The sequence below is a fragment of the Pseudomonas sp. WJP1 genome, assembly GCF_028471945.1.
Taxonomy (GTDB): Bacteria; Pseudomonadota; Gammaproteobacteria; order Pseudomonadales; family Pseudomonadaceae; genus Aquipseudomonas.
This window is the reverse complement of sequence record NZ_CP110128.1, coordinates 6554714-6566275: the sequence shown is the minus strand read 5'-3', so window position 1 is coordinate 6566275 and position 11562 is coordinate 6554714. Positions and strand designations below refer to the sequence as shown.

The 11562-nt window shown below is 60.7% G+C and carries 8 protein-coding genes; 2 read left to right on the top strand and 6 right to left on the bottom strand.

Annotated elements, in window-relative coordinates:
- Positions 1 to 182: 182 nt before the first annotated feature.
- From betA to betI, 3 genes are all read right to left on the bottom strand, one after another.
- The gene (betA, locus tag OH720_RS29595) at positions 183 to 1883 is read right to left on the bottom strand and encodes a choline dehydrogenase (protein ID WP_272603841.1); all 1701 of its coding nucleotides are present in this window, start codon (positions 1881 to 1883) and stop codon (positions 183 to 185) included.
- Between the two features lie 141 nt (positions 1884 to 2024).
- Positions 2025 to 3497: a betaine-aldehyde dehydrogenase gene (gene betB, locus OH720_RS29590; protein ID WP_008057081.1), complete on the bottom strand. Its 1473-nt coding sequence runs from the start codon at positions 3495 to 3497 to the stop codon at positions 2025 to 2027.
- A gap of 61 nt (positions 3498 to 3558) precedes the next feature.
- The gene (betI, locus tag OH720_RS29585) at positions 3559 to 4152 is read right to left on the bottom strand and encodes a transcriptional regulator BetI (protein WP_008057083.1); all 594 of its coding nucleotides are present in this window, start codon (positions 4150 to 4152) and stop codon (positions 3559 to 3561) included.
- A gap of 380 nt (positions 4153 to 4532) precedes the next feature.
- Between betI and OH720_RS29580 the strand changes: the two genes are divergently transcribed.
- On the top strand, positions 4533 to 6473 hold the full coding sequence (locus OH720_RS29580) for a BCCT family transporter (protein WP_238543155.1): 1941 nt from the start codon (positions 4533 to 4535) through the stop codon (positions 6471 to 6473).
- 193 nt (positions 6474 to 6666) lie between these two features.
- On the opposite strand, the gene choV is transcribed toward OH720_RS29580, so the two are convergent.
- From choV to OH720_RS29565, 3 genes are all read right to left on the bottom strand, one after another.
- Positions 6667 to 7845 carry a choline ABC transporter ATP-binding protein gene (gene choV / locus OH720_RS29575; protein WP_008057085.1) on the bottom strand — a complete coding sequence of 393 codons (1179 nt, stop codon included), beginning with the start codon at positions 7843 to 7845 and terminating at the stop codon, positions 6667 to 6669.
- A complete protein-coding gene (gene choW, locus OH720_RS29570) occupies positions 7842 to 8687 on the bottom strand; it encodes a choline ABC transporter permease subunit (protein WP_008057086.1) in 846 nt (281 codons plus the stop codon). The genes choV and choW overlap by 4 nt, the downstream gene beginning before the upstream one ends.
- Before the next feature lie 77 nt (positions 8688 to 8764).
- The gene (locus OH720_RS29565) at positions 8765 to 9712 is read right to left on the bottom strand and encodes a choline ABC transporter substrate-binding protein (RefSeq protein WP_272603840.1); all 948 of its coding nucleotides are present in this window, start codon (positions 9710 to 9712) and stop codon (positions 8765 to 8767) included.
- A gap of 437 nt (positions 9713 to 10149) precedes the next feature.
- On the opposite strand from OH720_RS29565, the gene OH720_RS29560 reads away from it, so the two are divergent.
- On the top strand, positions 10150 to 11526 hold the full coding sequence (locus OH720_RS29560; RefSeq protein WP_180202356.1) for an L-serine ammonia-lyase: 1377 nt from the start codon (positions 10150 to 10152) through the stop codon (positions 11524 to 11526).
- The last annotated feature ends 36 nt before the right edge of the window (positions 11527 to 11562 follow it).

The following is an 11562-nucleotide window of genomic DNA, read 5'->3' as shown; positions in this document are numbered from 1 at the left end:
CGCGGCACTAGAGTAGGCCTGCATGGGGGGAGGATCAAGCTTGGATCGGTAGAGGTGCGCTGTTTGTAAGGGCCTCATCGCGGGCAAGCCCGCTCCCACAGTGGCCGGGGTGGATCACAAATCTGCAATCCAACCCGGGACCTGTGGGAGCGAGCTTGCTCGCGATTGGCCGTGACGCGGTGTTACGCGGGCTGGCTCACTTCACGCATAGGCTTGCCCTTCACCGGCGCACCGCCCGCTACGTAGTAGCTGGCCTTGCTGCGCGGCAACGGCTTGCGGCCACGGATCTTGTCGGCGATTTTCTCGGCCATCATGATCGTCGGCGCGTTCAGGTTGCCGGTGGTGATGATCGGCATGATCGAGGCATCGACCACGCGCAGGCCTTGCATGCCATGCACGCGACCTTCGCCATCGACCACGGCCATTTCGTCGGTGCCCATCTTGCACGAGCAGGACGGGTGGAACGCGGTTTCGGCATGCTCGCGGATGAACTTGTCCAGCTGCTCATCGGTTTGCACTTCGATGCCCGGGCTGATTTCGCGGCCACGGAAGGCGTCCAGCGCCGGCTGCTGCATGATTTCACGGGTCAGGCGGATGCCGTCGCGGAATTCCTGCCAGTCCTGCTCGGTGGCCATGTAGTTGAACAGGATGCTCGGGTGCTGGCGTGGGTCCTTGGACTTGGCCTGGATGCGCCCACGGCTTGGCGACCGCATGGAGCCCATATGCGCCTGGAAACCGTGCTCTTTCACACCGTTGCTGCCGTTGTAGTTAATCGCCACCGGCAGGAAGTGGTACTGGATGTTCGGCCATTCGAATTCCGGGCGGGTGCGGATGAAACCGCCGGCTTCGAACTGGTTGCTGGCGCCGATGCCGGTGCCGTTGAACAGCCACTCGGCACCGATGGCCGGCTGGTTGTGCAGGAGCAGCGACGGGTACAGCGACACCGGTTGGGTGCAGGCGTATTGCAGGTACAACTCAAGGTGGTCCTGCAGGTTTTCACCGACGCCCGGCAGGTCGTGGACCACCGGAATGTCGAGCTTGTTCAGCAGTTCGGCCGGGCCGACACCGGAGCGTTGCAGGATCTGCGGCGAAGCGATGGCGCCGGAGCACAGCAGCACTTCCTTGCGCGCCTTGGCTTCAACGCGTTCTTCAGCGTCGCCTACCAGGTAACGCACGCCGACCGCACGCTTGCCTTCGAACAGGATCTTGTCGGTCAGGGCGTGGGTGACGATGGTCAGGGTCGAACGCTTCTTGGCCACGTCCAGGTAACCGCGGGCGGTGGAAGCACGACGGCCTTTAGGCGTAACGGTGCGGTCCATCGGGCCGAAGCCTTCCTGCTGGTAGCCGTTCAAATCTTCGGTGCGTGGGTAACCGGCTTGCACGCCAGCTTCAACCATGGCGTGGAACAGCGGGTTGTTGCCGGCTTTTGGTGTGGTCACGCTGACCGGGCCTTCACCACCGTGGTAGTCGTTCGGGCCGATGTCGCGGGTTTCCGCCTTGCGGAAATACGGCAGGCAGTCCAGGTACGACCAGTCCTCGAGACCTGGCAATTTTGCCCAGCCGTCGTAGTCCATGGCGTTGCCGCGGATGTAGCACATGCCGTTGATCAACGAAGAGCCGCCCAGGCCCTTGCCGCGGCCGCATTCCATCCGGCGACCGTCCATATGTGGCTCTGGATCGGTTTCGTAGGCCCAGTTGTAGCGACGGCCTTGCAGCGGGAACGCCAAGGCGGCCGGCATCTGCGTGCGAAAATCCATGCGGTAGTCCGGACCGCCGGCTTCGAGCAGCAGGACGGTGACGCCTTCGTCTTCAGTCAGACGGGTCGCCAGGGTGTTACCGGCAGAGCCGGCACCGATGATGATGTAGTCGAATTCTTGGGACATTGAATGCACCCTCTTTGAAGTTGGTTCAGGTCAGGCGGTTTGAAGGCGAGCGCTTCGCGCTCGATTCGCTGGCAAGCCAGCTCCTACAGGAGCGGGCTTGCGCGCGAAGACGGCCTGGCAGGCAATACAGAGCCCGGGTTCTTAGAACACCGAGACGTAATCGCCCAGCTCGACCTGTACCGATTTGATGCGGGTGAAGTTGTTCAGCGAGCTGATGCCGTTTTCACGGCCAACACCCGACTGCTTGTAGCCACCGACCGGCATCTTCGCGTCGGACTCGCCCCAGGCGTTGATCCAGCAGATACCGGCTTCCAGTTGGTGAATCACGCGGTGGGCGCGGTTCAGGTCCTTGGTGACGATACCGGCGGCCAGGCCGAAGTCGGTGTCGTTGGCGCGACGGATCACTTCCTCTTCGGTCTCGTAGGTGAGGATCGCCATCACCGGGCCAAAGATTTCTTCACGCACGATGGTCATGTCGTCGGTGCAATCGGTGAACACGGTCGGCGCGACGAAGGCGCCCTTGGCGAACTCGCCGTCGGTCAGGCGTTCGCCGCCGCACAGCAGGCGAGCACCTTCTTCCTTGCCCTTGGCGATGTAGCCCAGCACGCTTTCCATGTGGGCGAAGCTGACCAGCGGGCCGAAGTTGGTGTTCTCGTCTTCCGGGTTGCCGACGCGGATGCGCGCAACACGCTCAACGATCTTGGCTTCGAAAGCGGCTTTCAGGTGCGCCGGTACGAACACGCGAGTGCCGTTGGTGCAGACCTGGCCGGAGCTGTAGAAGTTGGCCATCATCGCGGTGTCGGCGGCGCGATCGAGGTCGGCGTCGTCGCAGATGATCAGCGGCGACTTGCCGCCCAGTTCCATGGTCACGTCCTTGAGCGAAGAGCTCGAAGCGCTGGCCATGACTTTCTTGCCGGTGTCGGTGCCGCCGGTGAACGAGACTTTCTCGATGCGCGGGTGCTCGGTCAGCCAGGTGCCGACTTCACGGCCACTGCCGGTCAGGACGTTGAACACACCCGCTGGCAGGCCAGCCTCGGTGTAGATCTCGGCCAGTTTCAGGGTGGTCAGCGAGGTGACTTCGCTTGGCTTGAAGATCATCGCGTTACCGGCGGCCAGGGCCGGTGCGGATTTCCACAGGGCGATCTGGATCGGGTAGTTCCACGCGCCGATACCGGCCACGACGCCCAGCGGCTCGCGACGGGTGTAGACGAACGAAGTGGTGCGCAGCGGAATCTGCTCGCCTTCGATGGCGGGTACCAGGCCTGCGTAGTACTCCAATACGTCAGCGCCGGTGACGATGTCGACGTAGCGGGTTTCGGAGTACGACTTGCCGGTGTCCAGGGTTTCCAGGGCAGCCAGTTCATCGTTGCGCTCGCGCAGGATGTCCACGGCGCGACGCAGGATGCGCGAACGCTCCATGGCGGTCATGGCGGCCCAGATTTTCTGGCCCTTTTCGGCGCTGACCACAGCGCGCTCGACGTCTTCCTTGGTGGCACGTTGTACTTTTGCGAGGACTTCGCCGTTAGCCGGGTTGATGGCTTCGAACGTGGCGTCGCTGCCAGCGTCACTGTAGCCGCCATCGATGTAGAGTTTTTGCAGTTCGAAACGGGCCATAAAGTCCTCGCAAGTGCATTAAGTGATTGGCGCGTTCAGGGGTTGAGCGTTCTGTTGTGCTCTAACTCACCCGCTTGGCCAGTTGGATATCCATGTATTCGTAAGCGATCCGTTGCGCCTGCTCGGTGTCGAAAGCATCTCCCGACAGCGCGCCGCGCAACCACAAGCCGTCAATCAACGCTGCCAGGCCCCGAGCCGCACTGCGCGCTTCGACAAGCGGCAACACGCGGCGGAACTGGCAGCACAGGTTGGAATACAGACGGTGATCGTTGATCCGCTGCAACCTGTGCAAAGACGGCTGGTGCATGCTGGTGGCCCAGAAGGCCAGCCATGTTTTCATTGCCGGGCCATTGACCTGGCTGGCGTCGAAGTTGCCTTCGATGATCACCTGCAGATGCGCCCGCGGGCTGTCATCTGTCAGCGCCAAGCGGCGCGCGGTGACGTTCTCGCTCAGGACGGTCATCAGGTACCCCATGGTGGCGGCAATCAGGCCATTCTTGTCCTGAAAGTAGTGACTGATGATGCCATTCGAGACACCGGCCAAACGGGCGATCAGCGCAATGCTGGCGTCCCCCATTCCGACCTGATCGACCGCCAGCAATGTGGCTTCGATCAACTGCTGGCGACGGATGGGTTGCATACCGACCTTGGGCATCTTGCACATCTCCTTAGGCCTTCCGGCAGACGCAAGACGTCTATCGGATTGAGGGCCAGTCTATTTTGTTTTGATTGAACGTTCAATCAACAAAGAATAAGATCTGCGACAAATCGTCGCTGCCTACAGATTTTTCCTACGCGTAGCGGCGAAAAAAACGACTTCCGAAAATGCTCGAAACCCACGCGCTACGGCGTTAAAGGGGGTTCGAGCGTGTTCGGGTTGTCTTTATATCACCCGCTGGTCGGCTGCCCACTAAGCGATTGGTCGGGTAACTCGTTTGTCTTGCGTTCTTCTCTCGCACTGCCCGGAGCATCTGTGCCATGAGTTCTGCCTCGCTAATAAAGACCCCACCCGAGAAGGTGACGGTCAACGGTTGGGTGTTCTACACCTCTACCGCGTTGATTCTGTTGTTGACCGCCATTCTGATCATCGCCCCGCAAGAGGCCGGCAGACTGCTCGGTACGGCGCAAGCCTGGTTGTCCCGCAGCTTCGGCTGGTACTACATGGTGGTGATTGCCGCCTACCTGATCTTCGTGGTCGGCCTGGCGTTCTCGTCCTACGGCAAGCTCAAGCTGGGCAGCAAGGACGACACCCCGGACTTCAGCTACGGCGCCTGGGCGGGGATGCTGTTCTCGTCGGGTATCGGCATCTCGCTGCTGTACTTCGGTGCGTCCGAGCCGCTGGATCACTATTTCAACCCACCCGAAGGCGTGGCCGGCAGCAACCTGGCCGCCCGTCAGGCCGTTCAGCTGACGTTCCTGCATTGGGGCCTGCACGGCTGGGCGATCTACGCCTTGGTCGGCCTGGCGGTAGCGTACTTTGCCTACCGGCATAACCAGCCGCTGGCGTTGCGTTCGGCGCTGTATCCGCTGGTGGGCGAGCGTTGGGTCAAGGGCGCGGCTGGTCATGCGGTCGACGGCTTCGGCATGTTCGTGACCCTGCTGGGCCTGGTGACCAACCTGGGGATCGGTTCGCTGCAGGTGTCGTCGGGCCTGGAAAACCTGTTCGGCATGGAGCACAGCAACACCAACCTGCTGATCGTGATCATCGTGATGAGCACCGTGGCGACCATCGCTGCCGTGTCGGGCGTGGAAAACGGCATCCGCCGCCTGTCCAACCTGAACATCGTGCTGTTCAGCGGCCTGCTGATTTTCGTGCTGCTGTTCGGCCCGACCCTGCACCTGCTCAACGGCTTCGTGCAGAACGTCGGTGATTACCTGAACGGCGTGGTGCTGAAGACCTTCGACCTCTATGTGTACGAAGGCGACAGTGAGAAGTCCGACCGCTGGCTGGGCCTGTGGACCCTGTTCTACTGGGCGTGGTGGATTTCCTGGGCGCCATTCGTAGGCATGTTCGTCGCGCGTATTTCCCGTGGTCGCACGGTGCGTGAAATGGTCGCTGGCGTGCTGTTGATTCCGCTGGGTTTCACCCTGGCGTGGTTGTCGATCTTCGGTAACTCGGCCCTGGACCTGGTGATGAACCATGGGGCGGTGGAGCTGGGCAAGACGGCGCTGGAACAGCCGTCCATGGCGATCTACCAGTTGCTGGAGCATTACCCGGCGTCGAAAGTGGTGATCGGCGTCTCGATTTTCGTGGGCTTCGTGTTGTTCCTGACGCCGGCGGATTCTGGCGCGGTGATGATGGCCAACCTGTCGTGCAAGGGCGGTAACGTCGACGAAGATGCGCCGCACTGGCTGCGAATCTTCTGGTCGGTGGTGATCACCCTGGTGACCATCGGCCTGCTGTTCGCCGGTAACTTCGAAGCCATGCAAACCATGGTGGTGCTGGCCGGCCTGCCGTTCTCGGTGGTGTTGGTGTTCTTCATGTTCGGCTTGCACAAGGCCATGCGCCAGGACGTGCAGATCGAACAGGAGCAGGCGGAACTGGCGGCACGCGGTCGTCGTGGATTTAGCGAGCGTTTGACGCAGCTGGACCTGCAACCAAGCCAGTCGGTGGTCCAACGCTTCATGGACAAGCATGTGAGCCCGGCATTGCAGGATGCTACGACGCAAATGCGTGCTCAAGGCCTGGAAGTGCAGACGTTGCTGGGCAAGTCCAAGCGTTGCATGGGCGTACGGGTCGAGATGGAAGAGGGCAACCCTTTTGTCTACGAAGTCAGCCTGGATGGCTACCTGGCGACGCCAACCGAGTCGGCCCAATCCGATGAGGCGCGTCAGCGTTACTACCGCGCCGAGGTGTACCTGCACAACGGCAGCCAGGACTACGACTTGATGGGTTTCACCCAGGATCAGATCACCCGTGACGTGCTCGATCAGTTTGAAAGCCATCGGCAGCTGCTTGGCCGGGTTTACAGCTAAGTAGTGAAGCGATGCGGTGTTTCAGTGACGCCGCGTCGCCTTCTTCGCGAGCAGGCTCGCTCCCACAGTTGACCGTATTCCAATGTGGGAGCGAGCCTGCTCGCGAAGGGGTCATCAGCCTTGACGCTGCATTTCCCGATAGCCCACAAACAAAAACGCCGCGATCTCTCGCGGCGTTTTTGTGTCTGTTGCCTTATCCCAGGTTCTTGCCGAGCAGCGCGTGGTACAGCTCGCTGTCGCCGAGAATCCCGACCACTTTGTTGTTGTCGTGCAGCACCAGTTTGTTGCCCGTCTGATAACGGATCTGCAGCGCATCGCGCATGCCGATGTTGGAGTCCACCAGCGTCGGCCGGCGGCCCAGGCCTTCTACCGCTTGCCCTGGAATCCAGTTCTGCAGGTCCAGGCTCGCACCGTTCTGACGAGCTCCCTTGATGGTGTTGCCTTCAGCCAGGTCCAGCCACGAATCGCCGCCCGGATCGAGGCACACCGAACCGTTGATGCGTTTGCAGTTGTCCAGGGTACGCATCAGGCTGCGCCCGCACAGTACGTTCAGCGGGTTGGTGTGGGCCACGAAGGTCCGCACATAGTCGTCCGCGGGATTGAGGACGATATCTTCAGGCTTGCTGTACTGGATGATCCGGCCGTCTTTCATGATCGCGATACGGCTGCCGAGCTTCAGGGCTTCATCGAGGTCGTGACTCACGAACACGATGGTTTTGCTTAACTTGCGTTGCAGCTCCAGCAGTTCGTCCTGCAGGCCCTGGCGGATCAGCGGGTCGAGTGCCGAGAACGGTTCGTCCATCAGCAGGATGTCGGCGTCCATCGCCAGTGCGCGGGCCAGGCCCACACGCTGCTGCATGCCACCGGACAGCTCATCGGGTTTCTTGTTGCGCCATTGGGTCAGGCCCACCAGTTCGAGTTTTTCGTCGACCAGTTTCTTGCGTTCCTTCTCCGGACGGCCCTGCATTTCCAGTCCGAAACTGATGTTCTCGCGCACCGTCAGCCAAGGCATCAGGGCGAACTTCTGGAACACCATCGCGATGCGCTTGGTGCGCATCATTTTCAGTTCGGCGGCGGTGCAGGACGCAATGTTGATCTGCTTGCCTTCGTGCTCGACGAACAGCTTGCCACGGCTGACGGTGTTGAGGCCGTTGATGCAGCGCAGCAGGCTGGACTTGCCGGAGCCGGACAGGCCCATCAGTACGCAGATTTCACCTTTTTCGATATCCAGGCTGGCCTTTTCGACGCCCACGATCTGCCCGGTCTTTTTCAGGATCTCGCTGCGGGTCAAACCTTGATCGAGAAGTTTCAGTGCTTCGCGTGGATCTTTGGTGAAGATTACGTCGACGTCTTCGAAGCGAATTATGCTCATGCGTCACCCCCTACTTTGGCGTCGGGTTGTTTGCAGATACGGTCGAGCATGATCGCCAGCAGTACGATCGCCAGGCCCGCTTCGAAGCCCAGGGCGATATCAGCAGTGTTCAGTGCGTTGACCACCGGTTTACCCAGTCCGTCGGCGCCCACCAGTGCCGCGATCACCACCATCGACAGCGAAAGCATGATGCACTGGGTGATACCGGCCGCGATGCTCGGCATGGCGTGGGGCAGTTCGATCCGTGTCAGCAGCTGGCGACGCGAGCAGCCAAAGGCCTTGCCGGCGTCCATCAGTTCTTGCGGGACATCGCGGATGCCCAGGTAGGTCAGGCGGATCGGCGCGGCAATCGCGAACACCACCGTGGAGATCAGGCCCGGGACCACACCCAGCCCGAAGAGGGTCAGGGTAGGAATGAGGTAAACGAAGGTCGGTACGGTCTGCATCAGATCGAGTACCGGTCGCATTACAGTGTAGAACATTGGCTTGTGCGCGGCGACGATGCCCAGCGGCACGCCGATGACCACGCAGACCAGGGTGGCGAACAACACCTGGGCGAGGGTCTCCATGGTTTCCTGCCAGTACCCCAGGTTTAGGATCAGCAGAAAGGAGGCAATGACAAAAACGGTCAGGCCCCATTTGCGCTGGATGAAGTGGGCCAGGAGGGCGATGAGGCCGATCAGTGCCAGCGGGTTGAACCAGGTCAGCGCGAAAGTCACGCCGTGGATCATCGTTTCCAGCGACACGGCAATGGCGTCGAATGTATTGGCGCCGTGTTGCGTCAACCATTCGACAAAGCTCGCGATGTGCTGGCCTAAAGGGATTTTCTGATCAATCAGCATGGTAGTGAACGTCCGCATGCAAGGAAATTAACAGCCCGGACGGCGTGAGCCGCCCGGCATAAGCGATGCTCCCTGATTCAAGGCGCGAGTTTGGCTTTCACGGCTTCCAGGCCTGGTTTACCGTCAATGGTGGTCACGCCAGCGAGCCAGGTATCGAGCACCTGTGGGTTCTTCTTCAACCAGGCCTTGGCGGCCGCGTCAGGCTTCATCTTGTCGTCCAGGATGTTGCCCATCAGTTCGCTCTCCATGTCGACAGTGAACTCCAGGTTTTTCAGCAGTTGGCCCACGTTGCTGCATTCCTCGGCGTAACCCTTGCGGGTGTTGGTCGCCACGGTGGCAGCACCGAAATCAGGGCCAAAGAAGTCGTCGCCGCCGGTCAGGTATTGAATCTTGAAGCGCTTGTTCATCGGGTGCGGCGCCCAGCCGAGGAAGACCACGGCGGTGTCGCGTTTCTGTGCGCGGTCGACCTGGGAAAGCATCCCCGCTTCGCTGGACTCGACGACCTTGAAGCCTGCGTCCTTGAGGCCGAAGGCGTTCTTGTCGATCATGCTCTGGATCAGGCGGTTGCCGTCGTTGCCCGGCTCGATGCCGTAGATCTTGCCGTCGAGTTCTTTCTTGAATTTGGCGATGTCGGCGAAGTCATGCAGGCCCTTGTCGTACAGCGCCTGCGGTACGGCGAGGGTGTACTTGGCGCCCTTGAGGTTGGTGCGCACGGTGTCCACGGTGCCGGCGTCGCGGTAGGCCTTGATGTCGTTTTCCATGGTCGGCATCCAGTTGCCGAGGAACACGTCCATGTTCTTGCCGTCGGCCAGGGACTTGTAGGTCACGGGCACGGAAATCATGGTGGTCTTGGTCTTGTAGCCGAGGGCGTTGAGCACGACGCTGGTGGTGGCGGTCGTTGCGGTGATGTCGGTCCAGCCAACATCGGAGAAGTTTACGGTACTGCATTGCGCCGGTTCGGCGGCTTGCGCCAGAACCGGCAGACTAAGCAAAGCGGCCAACAACAACGACGGGGAACCTTTCATGGATGGACTCCTTGGTGTTTTTTTTGGCAGTGTTTCCGACTGGAACCACCGCACTTATAGGTTGCGGTTGGATGGCGTTCTGGAGACATCTCTACCACGGCGCCTTGCAATCGAGTCGATACGATCATGTACCAGTGAAAATCTGACGCCTACAGGGTGCGTCGTAACCAGTACAGGGATGGTCGCATCCAGTGTCGGTGACGTCGTTTACAGATTTTTTCAGCCTCTTTTCCCCCTCTGCATCGCAAAAAAACGCCGAAAACATGGCGTAAAACGCACACGGCGTTAGTGGACAAGAGTGCGTCGGTTAGAGACGTCGAACGACATGACAAAAGCCTGATGATGCGGTCATCTCGGCGGATTGCAGCTTGAGCGTAGCAGCTCCGCCACCGGGCGCTTTTGCGCCTGGAGTTGGCTCACCCAGGAGTTCGGCAGTAATGGCTATCAGTGTTTTCGACTTGTTCAAAATCGGCATCGGCCCTTCCAGTTCGCACACCGTGGGGCCTATGCGGGCGGCGGCGCTGTTCGTGCAGGGCTTGCGTGAACGGGGGCAGCTTGAGCAAGTTCGACGTGTCGAAGTGCAGCTCTTTGGTTCGCTATCGGCCACCGGTATTGGCCACGGTAGCGACAACGCAGTGATCATGGGGTTGATGGGTGAGTGGCCGGACGCGATCGATCCGTCGCAAATCGGCATTCGCATCGCCACCTTGCGTGAAACCGACACGTTGTTGCTCGATGGCCGTCTGCCGGTGCCGTTTATCTGGGCTCGGGACATGCGCCTGATCGACGAGAACCTGCCCTTTCACCCCAATGCCATGACCCTGGTTGCCGAAGGTGAAGACGGCGAGCTGCATCGCGATACCTATTATTCAGTCGGCGGCGGTTTTGTCGTCGATGAGGCGCAAGCCAGCAGCGGTGTGGTCGATATGGATCGCACCGTGCTGCCGTACGATTTTTCCAGCGCCGCCGAGCTGCTGGAACTGTGCAAAACGCACAACCTGCGCGTGGCTGAATTAATGATGGCCAACGAGAAGGTCTGGCGCAGCGAAGAGGAAATCCGCAGTGGCCTGATGCACCTCTGGCGCGCCATGCAGGATTGCGTCGAGCAAGGCCTCAAGCACGAGGGCATCCTGCCCGGCGGCCTGAACGTGCGCCGTCGCGCGGCCAAACTGCATCGCAGCTTGCAGGAGCTGAACAAGCCCAACGTGATCGGCTCGACGTTGAGCGCCATGGAGTGGGTCAACCTGTTCGCCCTGGCGGTCAACGAAGAGAACGCCGCCGGCGGGCGCATGGTTACGGCGCCGACCAATGGCGCGGCCGGGATCATCCCAGCGGTGTTGCACTACTTCATGAAGTTCAGCGAGGACGTGACCGACGCCAATGTCGTCGACTACATGCTGGGTGCGGCTTCGGTCGGGATCCTGTGCAAGAAGAACGCTTCGATCTCGGGTGCCGAAGTCGGTTGCCAGGGCGAAGTCGGCTCGGCTTGCGCCATGGCGGCGGCTGGCCTGGCGGAAATTCTTGGCGCCACACCGGAACAACTGTGCAACGCGGCGGAAATCGGCCTGGAGCACAACCTGGGGCTTACGTGCGATCCGGTGGGTGGTCTGGTGCAGGTGCCGTGCATCGAACGCAACGCGATTGCCGCGGTGAAGGCGATCAATGCGGCGCAGATGGCATTGCGCGGCGATGGCCAGCACTTTATCTCGCTGGACCGGGTGATTCGCACCATGCGCGATACCGGTGCCGACATGCATGACAAATATAAGGAGACGTCGCGGGGTGGGTTGGCGGTTAGCGCGGTGGAGTGCTGAGACCGGGTTGATGCTGTTCGCGGGCAAGCCTCGCTC

What these genes read in the sequence shown, in the direction of transcription:
- betB (WP_008057081.1), bottom strand. Translation starts at nt 3,497, where the DNA reads ATGGCCCGTTTCGAACTGCAAAAACTCTACATCGATGGCGGCTACAGT.
- choV (WP_008057085.1), bottom strand. Translation starts at nt 7,845, where the DNA reads ATGAGCATAATTCGCTTCGAAGACGTCGACGTAATCTTCACCAAAGAT.
- betI (WP_008057083.1), bottom strand. Translation starts at nt 4,152, where the DNA reads ATGCCCAAGGTCGGTATGCAACCCATCCGTCGCCAGCAGTTGATCGAA.
- betA (WP_272603841.1), bottom strand. Translation starts at nt 1,883, where the DNA reads ATGTCCCAAGAATTCGACTACATCATCATCGGTGCCGGCTCTGCCGGT.
- OH720_RS29565 (WP_272603840.1), bottom strand. Translation starts at nt 9,712, where the DNA reads ATGAAAGGTTCCCCGTCGTTGTTGTTGGCCGCTTTGCTTAGTCTGCCG.
- OH720_RS29560 (WP_180202356.1), top strand. Translation starts at nt 10,150, where the DNA reads ATGGCTATCAGTGTTTTCGACTTGTTCAAAATCGGCATCGGCCCTTCC.
- choW (WP_008057086.1), bottom strand. Translation starts at nt 8,687, where the DNA reads ATGCTGATTGATCAGAAAATCCCTTTAGGCCAGCACATCGCGAGCTTT.